Genomic DNA, 17,664 nt, shown 5'->3' with positions numbered 1-17,664 from the left:
CGCCACAAGCTCCCCTTTTCTGTATCGCCGTTCCCACAGGCTCCAGCCGTGCCCGTGTCCGGGACCGCCGCCACGGTCGGTCTCAACACCCTCATGCGGTCCATCGGCACCTCCCTCTCCAGCGCCGTGGCAGGCGTGATCCTCGCCCACCACACCATCGACTTCGACGGCGTTACGCTGCCGCCCCGGAACGGCCTGCGCACGTCCTGGCGATCGGCGGATACCGCCGTCGTCTCCCTGGCCTGCGCGCCCTTCATCCCCCGCCGGCGGTCGGACGCCAACTCCGCGGAAGCACCCGCGCCGGCGGGCACGGCCGCGGGAAAGCCCGCCACTGACGCCGAGCAGGGGCCACGGAGCAGCGGCTCTCGTTCCAGCACCCTCACACACCCCTGCTTCCAGCACACTCACCGTCCATCAACGCACATTGCTGCCGAAATCTCCCGGAGGAAACACATGATGCTGTACCTCGCCCAGACCACCGGCGAACCGACAGGGGGCCTGGCCGGGTGGGCCATCGATGTGATCGACGCACTCGGCGGGCTGGGGATCGCGTTGCTCACCGTCCTGGACAGCGTGCTTTTCGGGGCCCTCCCCATCGACGTGCTGCTGCCGCTGATCGGGTACACCGCCAGCCAGGGCGCCATCAACATCGGCGTCGCCATCGTCTGCGCCGCCGCGGGAGTGGTCGTGGGCAGTCTCGTCCAGTACACGCTCGGCGCCCGGCTCGGCCGTGACCGCGCGCGAGCGCTGCTGGTGAAGCTCCCGGGCATCAAGCCGGAAAGCGTCGACCGCGCCGAGGCATGGTTCGCCCGGCACAGCACCAAGGCAGTGTTGTTCGGCCGGATGCTGCCCGTCGTCCGTCCCCTCATCTCCATACCGGCCGGAGTCGAGCGGATGGCGCTGCCGAAGTTCGTGGTCCTCACCGCGATTGGCAGCCTGATATGGAACGGCATGCTGCTGGGCTCCGGATACCTGCTCGGCGAGAACTGGCACCAGGTGGTCGACATCATGGGTTATGTCCCGTATGCCCTCCTCGGCGCCCTCGCCGTGGGTGTCCCCCTCTTCCTCAGGCGCCGCAACCGACGACGGAAGAACGCAGCGACCGCGATCGTCGAAACGAACACATCCGGGTGAGGTGGCCTTGGGGAGGAGGCACACGCCCTCAGCCGACCGCGGTTCATGGTCCGCAGGGGCGCGCAAAGACTACAACTGCCTTGCTCAGTGGTGTGACACGAAGTCGCACCACATAAGAAGCAAGGACCGCCACGTGAAGGCGGCATCGATCGGCTGAAGTTCGGGCCGGAGTCCAGGACCCGTCCCCGCGGTCGCATGCTTCGCCGGTAACGGCAGTGTGTGAAGCCGAGCGTTCAGGCGAAGAGCGCCACGGCCATCGCCGCGGCCCGCAGCCTGCTCCGCCCCGAGGCCCGCAAGCAGTTCGCGCCGGTGCCCTACTTCTGGTTCGACCAGTACGACATGAGGATCCAGGCGTACGGATATCTGCGCGGCGACGAGCAAGTGGCCGTCGTGGAAAGCGACGTGACCGAGCGCCGGTTCGTGGCCGCGTACCGCACCGGCGAGACGGTGACCGGAGTCCTCGCCGTCGGCGTGCCGCCCAGGACCATCCGCCCGTGGCGCCAGGCCATCGCCACCCACACCCCCTGGCACGACGCACTGGCGACCAACGCGCTCCAGGCCGACGCACACGGGCCACGGCCCGAAGGAGGGCCCCCACCTGCTCCTCCAACTTCCCGACCGTTCCGACGTCACCCCAGCCCGCCGCGGCCGCTCTCAGCCCAGCACCAGACACACGGAGGCCCACCCATGTCCAGAACGCACCCGCCGGTCGCCCAGGCACAGAATTCCCTGCCACCGCGGCTGGGCGCCATGGTGGCGGCCCTCACCCTCACCGGAATCGTTGGCGCGTTGACGCAGACCCTGGTGATCCCGATCGTTCCCCTCCTGCCCCAACTGCTGGACGCCAAGGCTTCGGACACCGCCTGGGCCGTCACGGCCACGCTGCTGTGCGGCGCAGTCTCCACCCCCGTGGCGGGCCGGCTCGGCGACATGTACGGCAAGCGGCGCATGCTCCTGCTCGGCATCTGCCTGATGCTGGTGGGCTTGGTGATCTGCGCGCTGAGCGACTCCCTCGCTCCGATGGTCGTCGGCCGGGCATTGCAAGGCCTGGCGGCGGGCGTGGTCCCGCTGGGCGTGAGCATCATGCGTGAGGTACTGCCCGCCGAGAAACTGCCCGCGGCGACGGCGTCGATGTTCGGCTCCCTCGGCGTCGGCGCCGCCCTGGGCCTGCCCGTCTCCGCGGTCATAGTCGACAACTTCGACTGGCACGTACTGTTCTGGGTCTCCGCGGTCCTCAGCGCCTTCTCCGCCGGACTCGTCGTCCTGCTGGTGCCCGAGTCGAGTGAACGTACGGGCGGGCGCTTCGATCTGACGGGGGCGGCCGGCATGGCACTGGGCCTGGTCTGCCTGCTGCTCGCGGTCTCCAAGGGCCAGGACTGGGGATGGGGAAGCGGCACGGTCCTCTCCCTGTTCGCCGTGGCCGTGATCGTGCTGCCGCTGTGGGGCTGGTTCCAACTGCGCACTCCGAAGCCCTTGGTGGACCTGCGCACCACCGCACGACCGCAGGTACTGCTCACCAACCTCGCCGCGCTGGCGCTGGGCCTCGCCCTGTTCTCGATGAACATGGCGCTGCCGCAACTGCTCCAGATGCCTGAGGCCACCGGCTACGGTCTGGGCAAGTCCCTGATCGCCACCGGCCTGGTCATGGCTCCGCAGGGTCTGACGATGATGGCGGTCTCTCCGTACGGAGCGCGCATCACCAAGAGCAAGGGGCCGAAGGTGACCCTCATGATCGGGTCCGCGATCGTGGCAGCGGGCTACATAATCACCATGGTGATGATGTCCGGGGTCTGGCAGGTCCTGGTCGCCTCCTGCATCGTGGCGACCGGAGTGGGCTTCGCCTACGGCGCGTTGCCCGCGCTGATCATGGAAGCCGTGCCTGTGTCCGAGACCGCCGCCGCCAACGGCCTCAACGCGCTCATGCGTTCCATCGGCACGACCGTTTCCAGCGCCGTCGCCGGCCTGATCCTGGCCCACATGACCACCGACTTCCACAGCGTGCACATCCCGACGGAGAACGGCCTGCGGGCCGTGCTGGCCCTGGGCGTCGGCGCCGGTGTCCTCTCTTTCGCCTTCGCGAGCCTCATCCCCCGTAGACCCCCGATAGAGGTCCCCGCCCCGGTGGAGTCAGCCGCCGTGAAGACCGCGGGTGCGGAGTAGGACGCCGCTTCCAGCAAGTAGGAAGCTGCATATTCGGTGCCCACACGCCTACACACCGTGCTCCGCGGGCGTGTGGGCACCGCTTTCATGTTCGGCGCGCACCGGTGCCTTCACTTCTGGTCCGCTCTCTATGTGCTCACTGGTCATAGTCCCTTGAGAACGCGAACGCGGTCGGCCTTCATGCGCCGCGCGACGGCGGTGTCGAAGGCGATGGCTTCGAAGGCGTGCGGGATGGAGGGGTGGACGTGGAGTTCGGTGCTGACTCCCGCTGCTGCGGTCCGCCGCGCGTAGTCGATGTCCTCGTCCCGGAGGATGTCGAGTTCGAGGGCCTCCATGTAGAGCGGAGGCATGCCCGTGGCATCCTTCAACCGTGCCGGCGCCGCATAGGGTGACACGTCGGGGCCGCCGCACGCGGGGCCGAGCAGTGCCTGCCATGCGGTCGCGTTGTCCTCGTAGCTCCAGGTGGCCAGTCCAGCGAGTGCTGGGTCAGGAGTTGTGGTGCGGTCATCCAGCATGGGGTAGAGCAGGATCTGCTTGGCGATCGCCGGGCCACTCCGGTCACGTGCCAGCAAGGCCAGGCCGGCCGCCATCCCGCCGCCGCCACTGTCCCCCATGACCGCGATGCGTGCCGGGTCGACACCGAGTTCCCCGGCGTGTTCCGTCAGCCAGGTCAATCCGGCGTAAGCGTCTTCGACGGGGGTGGGGTGGGGGTACTCGGGGGCGAGGCGGTATTCCACCGACAGGAACGGGACACCGCTGGACGACACATAACGGGACACGGTTCCGTCGTAGAGCGAGACGCTGCTGAGTATCATGCCGCCGCCGTGAAGGAAGAGCACGGCGGCCCCGGGCTGCGCGCCTTCCTTGACATACCACCGCAGCAGCAACTTGGCACCGTCACCCGCTGTGGTCTCGAAGTCCTTGACCACCACATCGTCCGGTCTGGGCTGCGCAGCGTCGATCATGGCGTGAACGGGTTCCATCGTGCTGCGACGTGTCGCGACATCCCCGACGGGCCTGTGGACAGAGGGGAATTCTCCCGGTGCGCCGAAGAATTCGATCACCTCGGAGGCCCAAGAAAATGACATGTTTGCGCCTTGCTTTGTGAGTGGTGCTGGAGGTTCGTCGCGCACGCCGTGTCTCAGCACTTGCCTGCTGTGTTGACGACTCTTCGTTGGCACGACCCACCAGCGATCATGTTTTCCGGAGTACGGGTAACTCGAAAAGCCAGGGCTCGTCCACCGTGCCCTTACGGCAGCGGACCACCATGGTCGCGAAACGGTTGACAAGGGCGGCGGCCCGCAAGCTGATCAGTGCCCTGGTTGGTTCCTGACCCCCATGCTCGGTGGAGAACGGGAGCCTCTGGTCCGGGCGGGCCTCGCGGTCGACTGGTGCGAGCCCCTGTCGCCGATTACTGCCAGGCCGGCATCACCCCCGCCGGGTAGCGGGAGCCGGCCGATCCGTGCGGCAGGATCTCCTGGATGCGGGCGAGGTCCTCGGACGTGAGCGTGACCTGCGCGGCGGCCACGTTCTCTTCCAGACGCCGCGGGCTGCGGGTGCCCGGGATGGGCACGATGTCGTCGCCCTGTGCGAGCAGCCAGGCCAGCGCCAGCTGGGTGACCGAGATGCCTTTGCTCTCCGCCAGCGTGGTGAGCTCGCGGACCGCGGCAAGGTTCTTCTCATAGTTGCCGGGCTGCCAGCGGTCGTCCTTGCCGCGCATGTCGTAGGCGGAGTAGTCGTCGGCCGGCTTGACGGCGCCGGTGAGGAAGCCGCGGCCCAGCGGAGAATAGGGCACGAAGCCGATGCCCAGTTCCCGGACGACCGGCAGGACGTCGGCCTCCACTGCTCGCTCGAACACCGAGTACTCGGTCTGGAGCGCGGAGACCGGGTGGACGGCGTGGGCGCGGCGGATGGTTTCGGGGCCGGCCTCGCTCAGGCCGAAGTAGCGGACCTTGCCTTTGGCGATCAGCTCGCCGACCGTACCCGCCACGTCCTCGATGGGGACGTCCGGGTCGACGCGGTGCTGGTACAGCACGTCGATGTGGTCGGTACCCAGGTGGCGCAAGCTGTTCTCGGTGACCTCGCGGATGTGCTCGGGGCGGCTGTCCAGGGCAGCTCCGATCCTGGCCGGATCGGAGAGGTCGAAACCGAACTTGGTCGCGATCAGAATGTCGTCGCGGAAGCTCTTCACGGCGCGCCCGAGGAGCTGCTCGTTGCTGCCGGTGCCCAAGCCGTACAGCTCTGCCGTGTCGAAGAGGGTGACCCCGAGTTCGTGGGCCCGGGTGATGGTGGCGATGCTGCTCTGATCGTCCGAAGCCCCGTAGGCCATGGTCATACCCATCGTGCCCAGACCGATCGTCCCGGCCTCGAGGCCCTGGCCGCCGAGGGCGCGCAGGGGCAGGTTCGTGGTGTGCTGTGCCATGCCCCCAACGCTAGGGACACGGCACCCGCAGGTCATGGGGCATCGGTCGCATAGAATTGCCTGATCCTCTCAGGGAAGGAGGCGTCGTGCTCGACCGACTCGCTGCGGCAATCGGCCGGCACTGCGTGGGACTGGGTTCGGACACCGCTGTGCCCCGGCTCTTCCTGGCGGCGGTCGAAGAGCCCATCGAGCCCATCGACGTGCTGTACGAACCGATGATCTGCTTCGTCGCCAGCGGCGTGAAACGCACGACCGCGGGAGAACTCAAACAGGTGGCGCAACCCGGCGAGATGCACCTCACCACGATCGACCTGCCCGTCACCATCGAGCTGGAGCAGGTGCCCTACCGGGCCGCCGTCATGCAACCCGACGACCAGGCGCTCACCGAACTGCTCGTCGAGCTGGACGAGAGCGGTCAGACCGCCCCGTTGACCGCCGGTGGGCAGCTCCACGCGCCGATGACACCGGAACTCGTCGACGCGGTCACCCGCTGGGTCCAGCTCCTCGACACCCCCGACGACATCCGCCCCCTCGCCACCCGGATCGAGAGCGAGATCCTCTACCGGCTGCTGCGCAGCTCCCTCGGCCCCGTCCTGCGCCAGTGGACGCTGGCAGACTCGGCTACGACCCGGGTGCGCAAAGTGGCCCGATGGATATGCGCGCACTACACCGAGCCGCTCAGCATCGACGCGATCGCCGCCGCGGCACACATGAGCCCCGCCAGCCTGCACCGGCACTTCAAAGCGGCCACCGGCATGAGCCCCCTCAAGTACCAGAAACACCTGCGGATGCAGGAGGCACGGCGGCGCCTACTCGCCGGCCACGCCACGGTGGCCCAGATCGCTCAGGCGGTCGGATACGTGAGCGCCACCCAGTTCAACCGCGAGTACCGCAGCGCCTACGGCCTCCCGCCGGGCCAGGACGCGGCCCGGCTACGCACTCGACACACCCACAATCGCACTGCCACACCATGGCGGGCATAGGTCCAGGACGTCAGTAGCTGTTGTCGTACCGATCTTGGGGTTTGTCGGTGCGCCCGCAGCCTCGAGTACAACCCCGGCAGGGAGCCGGTCGCCAGCGACGGCTATGACGAACACGCCGCCGCCGTCACAACGACCGCGGCCGTGCTCACCGGGGCCGGGTTCGGCACCCCGCTCTCGTCGCAGACCGAAATCGGCCACAAGCTCCCCTACGGCTACACGTCCGGTCATCCGCATGCTCCGCGGCGCCTGCGGCCCGCCCGGCTACGGCAACGACCCCTGGGCTGCGCCAGGATGTGGCGCTGGCTGATGTCTGAAGCGAATCCTCGCGAACCTGCGGCAGGGTGGTTGCGCGCTCGCAGGGTGCCAAGCCACTCATTCACCCGACCTATCAGCTGATTGCAGTCCATGCTCCCGGAGGCTTGCTGCCCAGGCTGGGGGAAATATCAGCTCTGTACTGGGGATCCCGTCGAACCTCTAGACAGAGCCTGCGTTGTTGACGCTTAATACGTCCGATGTACTTCGGCGAACACCTGCGATGTGTGGCCTCCTGTGTGTCGTGCCGTCCGAGGGTGAAGTCACTCCGTGCGGCCCTGGTGCCGAGGGAAGCACTGTTGCTGTCCTGCCAACAGCCAGGAGAAGACCTTGTCGGAGCCGATCACCCGCCGAAGGAGCGCTCGTCCCGTCACCAACGTCTCCTGGTTCGGCGACACCGCCGGCGTCGGCGGCGACCGCACCTGGCAGGACAGCTTTCAGCCCCCGAGCGGTACCGCAACCCGCGATGGAACTAGCAGCCGGCACCGTTGACCCGCACGTCACCGCTCAACGCCGACTACGTCCCCAACGACAGCCAGGTCGCCAACCCTGGGCGGACACCTTCCGCGTGGCGCCGCCCCACCAGAGTTCCAGCGGAGCACCGTCTCGCAGCCCCTGGCCAATCCGTTCTCCGGCGGGCGGCAGATGCCCCCGCCCGCACGCCCCGACACCCAGACCGGCCTCGCATGCCATCTGTACGTCGCCACCGCAAACAAAGCCACCAACACACAGGAGTGAGCCATGTCCTCACGAAGAATGACTCGCCGTACGTTTCTCGGCGCGGCGGGTGCGGCAACTGCCGCGACCGCCCTGCCGATCGTCCCCGGCTTCTCCGGCTTTCTATCGCACGCGGCCGCCGCGGACACACAGACCAACCTGAGCAAGGTGGTCGACATGCGGTTCGGCATGTTCAACCACTTCAGCCTGGGCACGTTCACGAACCAGGAGTGGGCCGAACCCAACCAGAGCCCCACCCTCTTCGCTCCCCCGAGCGTCAACTGCGCACAGTGGGCCCACGCGGCGGTCGCCGCGAAGATGCGGTACGGCATCCTGACCACCAAGCACCATGACGGTTTCGCGCTGTGGCCGAGCGCCTACGGCACCCAGAACGTCGCGAACAGCTCCTACAAGCAGGACGTGGTGCGGGCGTACTGCGACGCCTTCCGGTCGAGGGGGCTGAAGGTCGGGTTCTACTACTCCATCTGGGACCGCACCTTCGGCGTCGAGGCATGGGAGAGCCGGCACAAGGTGACCGGGCTCGAAATCACCGATGCCATCCAGCCCGGCGACATGACCTTCATGCTCGGTCAGATCACCGAGTTGCTGACCAACTACGGCACTATAGACATGTTCATGACCGATGGTTACGCATGGCAGATGGGCCAGCAGGCCGTCTCCTACCAGAGGATCCGTTCGCTGGTGAAGCAGCTGCAGCCGGACTGCGTCATGATCGACATCGGCGGACTGTCCGTGCCCTTCCTCAGCGACGCGATCTTCTTCGAGGAGCCGCTGGGCGTCACGGCGCCGGCGGGCAACACCTACGCCGGAATGCAAGGGCAGACCATCAGCAACGGCTGGTTCTGGCACCCCTCCACCCCGACCGAGAGCCTCATGAGCAAGGCGGACATCCTGTCGCACCTGACCGACCTGGAGCCGAAGTACACCTCGTTCATCCTCAACTGCCCGCCCAACCGCAACGGCCTGCTGGACACCAACATCGTCAACCGGCTCGCCGAAGTGGGTGCCGCCTGGAGCCCGAACACCTCCCGGCCGCCGCTGCCCACCCAACCACTGCGCGCCGAGTACCCGGTCACACCGGTCAACGCGTATGCGACCGCCTTCCACACTGGCGAGGGACCGCTCAACGCCATTGACGGACTCAGCGACGTTCGCTTCGAAACCTGCTGGTCGACTTGGAGCCTGCCGCTGCCACAGTCGATCACCATCGACCTGGGCGGGGTGTGGAGCAACGTCTCCACCCTGGAGTACCTGCCCAAGCAGTGGAGCCGCACCAACTCCACCGACGGCGACATCGCCTCGTACACCATCCACACCAGCACCGACGGCGTCACCTTCACGCAAGTCGCCGCGGGCACCTGGGCCGGGGACCGCACCCTCAAGCTGGTCGAGTGGCCAGCCAGGAACGTGGGCTTCGTTCGGATCCAGGTCAATGCGGCCACCGGCGGTTACGCCAACATCGGCGGCGTCAGGATCGGAGGCCGGACGGCCAAGCCTGCGTTGGTATCCCCCACACTCCCCGGTGACGGCACCGTCTACCGGCTGGTCGCCCGGCACAGCGGCAAGGTCGCCGACGTGGAGGGCGGGCGCACCGCCAACGGCACCAACGTCGATCAGTGGCCATGGCTCAACCAGGCGAACCAGAAGTGGACCTTCACCAGCACCGGCGACGGCTACTACAAGATCAAGGGTGTGGGCAGCGGCAAGCTTCTGGAGGTCGCCGGTCTCTCCCGCGCAGACGGCGGCAACGTCGGCATCTGGTCAGACGCCGACGCCCCCCAGCAGCACTGGGCCGTCACGCCCACCGGTGACGGACACTACTTCCTCATCAACCGCTACAGCGGGCTGTCCCTCGGCGTCGACGAGGGCAGCACCGCCGACGGAGCCAACATCGAGCAGCAGCCGTACGCGTCACAGACGCGGCAGCAGTGGCAGATCGTCCCCTCCTGATCCTGCCCTCCGCAATTGAGCGCCTCTTCGCCCACCTGAAGCGCAACGGCCGCCTGGCGCGCGATTTCGAACGCCGCACCACTAGGGCGTGCATCGAGTCGCGATCACCATTCGGTCCGGGTGAGGTCTTTTCGAGTCGGGGTCGGTCAGGTTGATCTTGCCCTCGGGTCTCGCCGGCGGTGTGTATGGCTTCGGGGCGCCGCCGAAGCGGCGCCCTCGCGCATCACTCTGTGGTTGGAGGCCGAGGCCTCGAACTTCGAGCCGTCGACGGCGAGCACCGCCACCTCGACCAGGCCGGCCTCGGCGCAGAGGCCGAGCACCTGGCCGAAGAGGTCAGCGAGGGCCTCCTGGTGGCGGACCCGGAAGCGGGCGATCACGCGTCGTCGGGGGCCTGGTTTGCGCAGATCACCCTGAAGGCGACGTTCTCGCGGCAGCGGCGCTCGATCCCGTGCGAGCTTCGCTCGCCGACGCAGTAGGAGTAGCGAGCAGGGGGAGCATCGTCTTCGGCTCGTGGGCAGCCCGGCCGTGCCCGTCGGAGCGATAGGCGCCGTAGAAGGGCTCGAGGTGGAGCTGCTCGATCGCCTCGATCACGAACCAGGCGAGGTGGTCCTCGGGCAGCCAGTCGCGCAGGTCAGGGGGCTGCAGGGCTGCAGCAGCGGTTGGGTCTCGATCGCATGTGAGGAAGTTCTGTGGCATGCCCAGATGGTCCAAAACGGCCCTGGACAGCCTGGTTTGTGCGACAGCCTCCTTGAGAATCAGGTGCCAGAGTTGTCGACGAACCCCACGATATCGAGGTATTCGATTTTCGGCGGGACGCCATAAATCCCCGTCACCTTGTCGACGAGCTCCTCCGTGAAGAAGGAGCGGCCTTTCTCGTCGTCATCCCACATGTAGAAGTTCCTTGCCTGAACGCCGTCTTCGTCGAGCATGAAGCTCTTGAAGCGAAGGCCGGCCATGCCTTCGAACGGTCCGCGGAGTTCGCCGGCAATCTTTGCGAGAGTTGAACGATCGAACTTGTCGGTCTGCGTGAAAGTCACGAGCACGCCGATCATCGGGCCTCCTATCGATTGCGTGAGCAACGGTTGATCGAGTGATGCTAGCGGCGGATCCTAGTACACGCGGCCGGAAAATCTGGTCGTTAGGCCGCGAGTCGAAGGTGCGGCTCGCGGTCGACGCTGCGAGCCAGGAGCGCATCAAAATTTGCATGCGTGAACGCCAGCTCGAACGGGTGGGCGATTTGGCGCACATCATTCCGACCAATACTTGCGGCCGCGCCTACCTGGCACGTATCGAGTCGTGATCAATTTGCAGGATTTTGCCCTCGCTCCGAGGTCTGATCCGGTAGATCATCTTGCGTGACGCGAGTACAACTGACGAACGAAGAGTGGGAGTTCATTGGGCCGCACCTGCCGATTGGCGAGTATGGCCCGTACCCCGAGCGGCTGCGCCAACAGTTCGAGGGCGTGATCTGGCGGTTCAAGACGGGCGGGCAGTGGCGGGAGATACCGCAGGAGTTCGGCCCCTGACCGAGCCGGGCCCGGTCCGTCAAGACCTGCAGGATGCGCTGGTAGTCCAACGACAGCACCGACCAGGCCAGCCCCTGCCGCCACATGGGCACCTGCGACTTCGGCTTCACCGCATCCCGGGGCGCCGACCGACCGTCGGCATCCCGCACATCCGAGGTGATCTCCGTGCCCGCGGTGTCGCCACCGCCCGGAGCCAGCACCGTATCGACCCGCCTGCGGGCGATAACCCACTCCTGCAATTCCAGCTCGGCGCGGCCAACTCGGCCTGGACGCGGTCGGCCTCCTCACACAGCTCGTCCACGCGACGGCGAGCACCCAGCTCACGCTGTTCCAACAGCCCAACCACCGACGGCATCCACGACCTCCCGGGCAGCGACAGCACGACAGGCCGTTGCTCCCACCGAACCTCCAACCCCACGCCCGACCAGCGGAAGCGCAGCCCTCAAGCCCAGAAAGACAACAGCTTCTCAGACGCCGAGTGTGAGCACAGGGCGAAGACATTCAAGGTTGTAATAAGGCTTCCGCCAGGGATCGGCTCGACGGCATCGGCCCGGCAAGGCAGTCATGAGGAGGTGAAGCCGACGTCGCGGGCCACGAGGGCGGCTTGGACGCGGTTGGTGACCTCCAGCGCGGTCAGGATGCGGCTAACGTGCGCCTTGATGGTGCTCTCGCGCATCGCCAGGTGAACGGCGATGTCGGCGTTGGTGTCGCCCCGGGCCAGCAGGGCGAGCACGTCGCGTTCGCGCGGGGTGAGTCGCTCCAACCCGGCCCGGGCCGCGATGGCCTGGGGCTGGTTGGTGGCGTGGTAGCGGTCGATGAGGCGGCGGGCCGCGGTGGGGTGGAGCATGGCCGACCCGACGGCCACCAGGTGGACGGCGCGCAGTATTTCGGCCGGGTCGGTGTCCTTGAGGAGGAAGCCGTCGGCTCCGGCGGCGAGGGCGTTGTAGACGTATTCGTCGAGGTCGAAGGTGGTCAGGGTGATCACCTTCGGCGGGTGGGGAAGGGCTCGCAGGCGGGCGGTGGCAGTGATGCCGTCCATGCGGGGCATGCGTACGTCGACGAGGGCGACGTCGATGCGGTGGGCGGTGGCCTGTTCGATGGCCTTCAGGCCGTCGGGGGCCTGGGCGACGACCTCGATGCCGGGGTCGCCGTCCAGGAGGTCGGCCAGGCCGAGGCGGACCAGGGCGTCGTCGTCGACGATCATGGTGCGGATCATGTGCGGGTGCCGTTCTGTTCGATGCCGGCGGGGTGGGGGATGCGTGCGGCCAGTCGCCAGGCGCCCGCGCCGACCGGTCCGGAGTTCAGGTGCCCGCCGAGGGCGGTGACGCGTTCGCGCAGGCCGACGAGTCCGTACCCGCTGCCGACGGTGTCCGTGCGGGGAATGCCAGGGGGGTTGGTGACCTCGACGAGTGTGGCGGGCGGTCCGTAGTCGATGCGTACGGTCACCGGAGCGCCGTCGGCGTGCTTGCGGGCATTGGTCAGTGCTTCCTGGACGATGCGGTACACGGCCAGACGGTGGGTGGTGGGAGCCTGCTCGGGAAGGCCGTCGGTGGTCAGCTCGATGTGCTGGCCGGCGGCGCGGGCCTCGTCGGCCAGTTCCCCTACTTCCCTCATCATCGGCGTAAGGGCGGCGCTGGTCGGCGTGGTGTCGGGGTCGCGCAGCACACCGAGAACGTCGCGCAGATCGGTGAGGGCTTCGACGGACGCCGTGCGCAGCAGACCGAGTCGTTCCGCGACCGGTGCGGGCAGCATGTCGTTCTTGGTGGCCAGCACGCCGGTGTGCAGCGCGATCAGGCTCAGGCGGTGGGCCAGGACGTCGTGCATCTCGGCGGCGATACGGGACCGTTCCGCGATGCGGGCCGCTTCCTCGCGCAGCTTCGCCTCGATGCGCAGGTGCTCGACGTCGGCTGCCAGTGCCTGGACCAGGCGGCGCCGGCCACCCAGCCACAGCCCGACGAGCACGGCCAGCACCGGAAGGAGCAGCGTGGACGCGTAGGACTGCGCCGTCCACAGGGAGGTGGCCCGGTAGCTGAGCAGGTTGGCGCTCAGCGCGGCGACAGCACAGCCCGCCGCCACCCGCGCCCGGCGGTCCACAGCCAGGTCGAACAGGGCGACTGACAGCATGGGCAGCAGTGGCCATCCCCACCATGCCGTGGCCACGGTGACCAACAGCGGCGCGAGGGGCCATCGCAGCCGGGGCACGAGCAGGGCCACTCCGCACACCAGCGCTGCACCGATGACGGGGACCAGGCGGCCCCCTTCGATCGAGACGGCGTTCAGTGCGGCGGCCAGTACGCACAACGTCACGAGTGCCCCACGCCCGTAGGCCGCCCACCTGCGGCCTTCTCTGCTGCTCACCTGGGCCATCCTAGGCAGACCTGTGCGCCGTTCAGTCTGACGATCGGCGATGTCCGTCCCCTACTTTCGTAGGGGGACACCGTCGCAGAACCACGGGTCCGATGCCGGACGCGGCTTTCTAGCGTCAATTCCATGAACGACTGGACCACCTCCCACGACCGTGTCCTGGCGCAGCGCAAAGCCGAAGGCTGGATGTTCCTGATCGAGGCAGCCCGTGATCTGCGCACCACGGGTGCCATAGCCCCCAGCGGCAAGGCCCTGGCCCGCGCTCTGACCGATCCCGTACGGGCTCAGGCGCCCCGCCCGCTGGCGGTCCTGGAAGCCGGTGCCGGGACCGGCACGGTCACCCGCACCCTGATTCCCGAACTGCCCCGAGCCAGCCGCCTGGACATTGTCGAGGCCAACCCGCGCTTCGCCTCGCGACTGCGCCACCTCGTCACCACGCATCCCCACCTGGCGCCCGCGCAGGTGAACGTGAACCAGACCTACGTCGAGCAGCTCGACACCGACCAGCGCTACGACGTCATCGTCTCGGGGCTGCCGCTGACCAACTTCACGCCCGTGCAGGTCGAGCGCATCATGGCCCGCTACATGGAACTGCTCCACCCCGGCGGCACGCTGACCTACTTCGCCTACCTCGGCACGCGCAAGGCCCGTGCCCTGACGGCATCACGAGCCGAAGCCCGCCGCCACGCCGCCGTGGACGAGATCATGGCCACCTATCAGCGCACCTATGCCACCGGCCGCTGGACGGTGTGGGCCAACGTTCCCCCCGCCTACGTCTGGCACCTGCAACGACCCCTCGTCTCCGCGGAGCACTCCGAGCCGCAGTCCGTCGAGGCGCGGCGGTGAACGCGCTCTCCGACATCCTCGGCCACATCTCCCCGGCCTCGGCGTACGCGGTGGTGGCCGCCGCTGTCCTGGCTGAGTCGATCCTTCTCGTCGGCGCTTTCATCCCCACGCTCACCCTGCTCCTGACCGCTGGCGCGCTGGCCCGCACCGGCCACATCAGCCTTCCCCTCGTGATCGCTGCCGCGGCCGGAGCCGTGGTGGCGGGTGACTTCCTCGCCCATCGCACCGGCAGACTCCTCGGTGATCAGCTGCGCGGAGGCCGCATAGGCCGTCGGATACCGGGTGCCGCATGGCATCAGGCCGAGACGCTGATGACGCGCCACGGCGGCCGAGCGGTCTTCCTGGCCCGTTTCCTGCCGGTGGTGCGCACTGTCGCCCCGCACTTCGCGGGCGCCACACGCCTGCCCTACCGGCGCATCGCTCCCTACAGCGTCATCGCCGCCTGTGTGTGGGCCACAGCGGAAGCAGGTGTCGGATACGCCGCCGCGACCTCTCTCCAGCGCGTCCTGACGCTGGGCGGCCCCGCCTTCGCCCTGGTCGCTCTGATGGCGATCGGGGGCGCGCTGTTGTGTCGAAGGAAGCGCCGCCCGCTATCTGAAGCCCAGGAACCGGCGTCCGAGCCTGGTACGACGTCCTCCGGCCATGTTCAGGCGGGTCTGACGAGGCCGGTGTCGTAGGCGAAGATCACGGCCTGGACCCGGTCCCGGACCCCGATCTTGGTGAGGATACTGCCCACGTGCGACTTGACGGTGGACTCGGCAAGGCAGAGGCGTTCGGCGATCTCGGTGTTGCTCCAGCCGGTCGCGATGGCGGTGAGTACTTCGCGTTCGCGGTTGGTGAGGCGGGCCAGCTGCCGTTGCTGTTCGGGCGTGTGGCCCGGCATTCGGCTGCCGAAGGCGTCGATGAGCTTGCGGGTGAGACCGGGCGAGATGACGGCGTCTCCGGCGGCCACCGCGCGGATGCCGGAGACCAGTTCGTCGGGCAGGGCGTCTTTGAGCAGGAACCCGGACGCTCCGGCGCGCAGGGCGTCGTAGGCGTATTCGTCGAGGTCGAAGGTGGTCAGGACCAGGATGCGGGAGCGTCCGCCGGACTCGATGATGCGCCTGGTGGCCTCGATGCCGTCCATGCCCGGCATGCGGACGTCCATGAGGACGACGTCGGGCTTGAGCTCGGCGGCCTTGCGGACGGCTTCGGCACCGTGGGTGGCCTCACCGATGAGGGTGAGGTCGGGGTGCTGTTCCAGGAGCATGCTGAAGCCGAGGCGTTGCAGGGCCTGGTCGTCGACGATAAGCACGGTGGTCATGCGCGGGGGTTCTCCGTTGTGGTCGTGGATGGGGGTCCCCCCGCTCGAGCGGAGCCGAGAGTGGGGGAGGGCGGGGTGGTCAGGAGGCGGGCGTGGACGCTCCAGCCGCCTTCTTGGTTGGGGCCGGCGGTGACCTGGCCCTGATAGATGGCCGCGCGCTCGCGCATGCCGACCAGACCGCGGCCGCTTCCTGCGCTCCGTCTGCGGGAGCGGGGTGCGTGGAGGGGGCCGGTGTCCTCGACATCGACGTGGACCGTCTCGGAGCGGACGGCTACCCGGACGCTGATGGAGGTGTCGGCGGCGGCGTACTTGAGGGTGTTGGTGAGGGCTTCCTGGACAATGCGGTAGACGGCGAGCTGGAGACCGGGGGCCAGCGCGGTGAGGTCGCCGTCTGTGCTGAGGGTGAGGCTCGGTCCGGCGGCACGGACGCGTTCGATCAGCGGATCGAGGTCGGCCAGGCCGGGCTGCGGGGCGAGCGGGGCATCCGGCGGCCGGTCGTTGTCGTCGCCGATGACGGCGAGCAGGCGGCGCAATTCGGCGAGGGCGCCACGGCCGCTGTCGGCGATGATCCGCAGGGTCTCGGCACCGCGCTGGGGCTTTGTCTCGGTCAGGCCCGCGGCGCCGTCGGCGAGGCCAACCATGACGGCCAGGGTGTGGCCGAGGATGTCGTGCATCTCCTTGGAGACGCGGGCGCGTTCCTGGGCGACGGCGAGGCGGGCCTGCTGGTCCTTCTCCTTCTGCAGGGCGGTGATGACGACGTTCACCAGGCGGTTGGCGAGGCCGAGGCCGGCGATGGCCGTCACCGTCACCATCCCCAGCAGCACGAGGATTTCCGGGCGTGTGGCGTACTCCGGCTGGCCGTCACCCCACAGCCCGGCGGCCCAGGCGACCAGCTGCATCAGGGAGATGGTGACGGCGATGAGCAGCTGGCGGGGGGTGCCGAAGCGACCGACGTTGAACAGGGCCACGATGCGGGCGACGTCAGCACTGGCGTTGGCGCCGTGGAGGGACCCTGTGGAGGCCGTCAGCACGGCGGTGGCAGTGATGAGCGCGAAGACCAGCATGGGCCTGCGCTCCCGCCACAGCAGCGGGACGGCTATGGCGACGGTGAGGACCAGCTCTTCGGCGACCCCGGATTCGCCGGCGGGGTTGAGTATGGACGGCAGTCCCAGGATGGCGCAGAACAGCGGTACGCCCCACCTCCGGACCCGGGGGTGGGTCCGGTCCGCCCACCGCCAGGAAGACAGCCGAGCGATGATCGACACAATCACCCGTTGCTCAGCGTCGTTCGTCAGTGCCTCGGGCAGCTCGGGTCGGCTGGGGACGGTTCGACCGGGCCGGGAATCCTGTGGGGGCGTGGGTGTCAAGGTCTGTGCCCTTCGCGGTGCAGGCGATCCGCTCGCCGGTCCCGGGGGAATGGACAGACGAGCGGCGACTCGGGAAGAACGCCGACCGGGGCCGACCGCTCTTCCGCGATCGTACGGCTGACAACGGCTCGGGTTCTGCGGTCGTCCTGGCCTGGCCAGCGCCCGCGCCGCCGGAGCCGGGGCCGAAGCCGGGGAGAAGGGGGCCGTGGGATGGGCGGCCTGCTGGGCGTCGAGGGCGTGGCGCGACTTCTCGCCCTCGAACAGGGCAAAGGCGAGGCGGAGAGTCGGTGCAGGATGGTGGCCACGGATTTGTTCCCGCCAGGAAAGAGGTCTTTGCGTGGACGGGCCTGACCAGGCCCGGGTTTCAATCTAGAAGCGGTATCGACTGGCGCTACGGCACTGTGGGCGGGAATACGGCGACGCCGGCTAGTACCGGGGTACTAGGGTCTGTCTTCAAACGGATTTTGCCCAGAGCAGGAATGACGCGAGGGTGACCGCCGCTTCGTAGGAGGTGGCGGTCTTGTCGTATCTGGTGGCGATGCCGCGGAAGCCTTTGAGC

General features: G+C 68.1%; 14 protein-coding genes and 2 pseudogenes. 8 read left to right on the top strand and 8 right to left on the bottom strand.

Annotated elements, in window-relative coordinates:
• Positions 1 to 48: 48 nt before the first annotated feature.
• Complete coding sequence (locus tag FE633_RS48465; RefSeq protein ID WP_246113727.1) at positions 49 to 1,134, top strand: DedA family protein; 1,086 nt, start codon at positions 49 to 51, stop codon at positions 1,132 to 1,134.
• A 219-nt stretch (positions 1,135 to 1,353) separates the two neighbouring features.
• On the top strand, positions 1,354 to 3,294 hold the full coding sequence (locus tag FE633_RS20055) for an MFS transporter (protein ID WP_138046561.1): 1,941 nt from the start codon (positions 1,354 to 1,356) through the stop codon (positions 3,292 to 3,294).
• A gap of 143 nt (positions 3,295 to 3,437) precedes the next feature.
• On the opposite strand, the gene FE633_RS20050 is transcribed toward FE633_RS20055, so the two are convergent.
• Positions 3,438 to 4,259, bottom strand: a complete 822-nt coding sequence (locus FE633_RS20050) for an alpha/beta hydrolase (RefSeq protein ID WP_205571160.1) — start codon at positions 4,257 to 4,259, stop codon at positions 3,438 to 3,440.
• 446 nt (positions 4,260 to 4,705) lie between these two features.
• A complete protein-coding gene (locus FE633_RS20045; RefSeq protein ID WP_138046560.1) occupies positions 4,706 to 5,716 on the bottom strand; it encodes an aldo/keto reductase in 1,011 nt (336 codons plus the stop codon).
• An 86-nt stretch (positions 5,717 to 5,802) separates the two neighbouring features.
• On the opposite strand from FE633_RS20045, the gene FE633_RS20040 reads away from it, so the two are divergent.
• From FE633_RS20040 to FE633_RS20030, 3 genes are all read left to right on the top strand, one after another.
• On the top strand, positions 5,803 to 6,699 hold the full coding sequence (locus FE633_RS20040) for an AraC family transcriptional regulator (protein WP_138046559.1): 897 nt from the start codon (positions 5,803 to 5,805) through the stop codon (positions 6,697 to 6,699).
• Positions 6,700 to 7,752: 1,053 nt separating this feature from the next.
• Positions 7,753 to 9,699 carry an RICIN domain-containing protein gene (locus tag FE633_RS20035; RefSeq protein WP_138046558.1) on the top strand — a complete coding sequence of 649 codons (1,947 nt, stop codon included), beginning with the start codon at positions 7,753 to 7,755 and terminating at the stop codon, positions 9,697 to 9,699.
• Positions 9,700 to 9,929: 230 nt separating this feature from the next.
• Entirely contained in the window at positions 9,930 to 10,175 is a 246-nt protein-coding gene (locus FE633_RS20030; protein WP_138046557.1) for a hypothetical protein, read from the top strand.
• Between the two features lie 279 nt (positions 10,176 to 10,454).
• Here FE633_RS20030 and FE633_RS20025 read toward each other — a convergent pair whose 3' ends face one another.
• Positions 10,455 to 10,751 carry a hypothetical protein gene (locus tag FE633_RS20025; RefSeq protein ID WP_119103996.1) on the bottom strand — a complete coding sequence of 99 codons (297 nt, stop codon included), beginning with the start codon at positions 10,749 to 10,751 and terminating at the stop codon, positions 10,455 to 10,457.
• A gap of 303 nt (positions 10,752 to 11,054) precedes the next feature.
• On the opposite strand from FE633_RS20025, the pseudogene FE633_RS20020 reads away from it, so the two are divergent.
• A pseudogene (locus FE633_RS20020) lies at positions 11,055 to 11,222 on the top strand (transposase); the annotation flags it as partial.
• Here the strand turns inward: FE633_RS20020 and FE633_RS48455 are convergent.
• The 3 genes and pseudogenes from FE633_RS48455 to FE633_RS20005 all read right to left on the bottom strand — a co-directional run.
• A pseudogene (locus tag FE633_RS48455) lies at positions 11,207 to 11,580 on the bottom strand (hypothetical protein); the annotation flags it as partial. The pseudogenes FE633_RS20020 and FE633_RS48455 sit on opposite strands and share 16 nt — an antisense overlap.
• A 207-nt stretch (positions 11,581 to 11,787) precedes the next feature.
• A complete protein-coding gene (locus FE633_RS20010) occupies positions 11,788 to 12,441 on the bottom strand; it encodes a response regulator (RefSeq protein WP_138046556.1) in 654 nt (217 codons plus the stop codon).
• Positions 12,438 to 13,592, bottom strand: a complete 1,155-nt coding sequence (locus tag FE633_RS20005) for a sensor histidine kinase (RefSeq protein WP_171060038.1) — start codon at positions 13,590 to 13,592, stop codon at positions 12,438 to 12,440. The genes FE633_RS20010 and FE633_RS20005 overlap by 4 nt, the downstream gene beginning before the upstream one ends.
• Before the next feature lie 123 nt (positions 13,593 to 13,715).
• Between FE633_RS20005 and FE633_RS20000 the strand changes: the two genes are divergently transcribed.
• Entirely contained in the window at positions 13,716 to 14,435 is a 720-nt protein-coding gene (locus tag FE633_RS20000; protein ID WP_138046554.1) for a class I SAM-dependent methyltransferase, read from the top strand.
• A complete protein-coding gene (locus FE633_RS19995) occupies positions 14,432 to 15,112 on the top strand; it encodes a DedA family protein (protein WP_119103999.1) in 681 nt (226 codons plus the stop codon). Before FE633_RS20000 ends, FE633_RS19995 begins: the two co-directional genes overlap by 4 nt.
• Here the strand turns inward: FE633_RS19995 and FE633_RS19990 are convergent.
• Together FE633_RS19990 and FE633_RS19985 are read right to left on the bottom strand one after the other, a co-directional pair.
• Positions 15,082 to 15,738: a response regulator gene (locus tag FE633_RS19990; RefSeq protein WP_119104000.1), complete on the bottom strand. Its 657-nt coding sequence runs from the start codon at positions 15,736 to 15,738 to the stop codon at positions 15,082 to 15,084. The two genes, FE633_RS19995 and FE633_RS19990, sit on opposite strands and share 31 nt — an antisense overlap.
• Positions 15,735 to 17,009 (bottom strand): sensor histidine kinase, encoded by a 1,275-nt coding sequence (locus FE633_RS19985; protein ID WP_119104001.1) that lies wholly within the window; start codon positions 17,007 to 17,009, stop codon positions 15,735 to 15,737. Before FE633_RS19985 ends, FE633_RS19990 begins: the two co-directional genes overlap by 4 nt.
• Positions 17,010 to 17,664 lie beyond the last annotated feature (655 nt).

Origin of the sequence: Streptomyces montanus (assembly GCF_005786655.1) — a bacterium.
GTDB lineage: Bacteria > Actinomycetota > Actinomycetes > Streptomycetales > Streptomycetaceae > Streptomyces > Streptomyces sporangiiformans.
This window is presented reverse-complemented; position numbering and strand designations above follow the sequence as displayed.

Bases quoted from the DNA above. Each gene is read 5' to 3' on its own strand.
- FE633_RS20050 (WP_205571160.1), bottom strand. From the start codon at position 4,259: ATGATCGACGCTGCGCAGCCCAGACCGGACGATGTGGTGGTCAAGGAC.
- FE633_RS20035 (WP_138046558.1), top strand. From the start codon at position 7,753: ATGTCCTCACGAAGAATGACTCGCCGTACGTTTCTCGGCGCGGCGGGT.
- FE633_RS20025 (WP_119103996.1), bottom strand. From the start codon at position 10,751: ATGATCGGCGTGCTCGTGACTTTCACGCAGACCGACAAGTTCGATCGT.
- FE633_RS20005 (WP_171060038.1), bottom strand. From the start codon at position 13,592: ATGGCCCAGGTGAGCAGCAGAGAAGGCCGCAGGTGGGCGGCCTACGGG.
- FE633_RS20045 (WP_138046560.1), bottom strand. From the start codon at position 5,716: ATGGCACAGCACACCACGAACCTGCCCCTGCGCGCCCTCGGCGGCCAG.
- FE633_RS20000 (WP_138046554.1), top strand. From the start codon at position 13,716: ATGAACGACTGGACCACCTCCCACGACCGTGTCCTGGCGCAGCGCAAA.
- FE633_RS20010 (WP_138046556.1), bottom strand. From the start codon at position 12,441: ATGATCCGCACCATGATCGTCGACGACGACGCCCTGGTCCGCCTCGGC.
- FE633_RS19990 (WP_119104000.1), bottom strand. From the start codon at position 15,738: ATGACCACCGTGCTTATCGTCGACGACCAGGCCCTGCAACGCCTCGGC.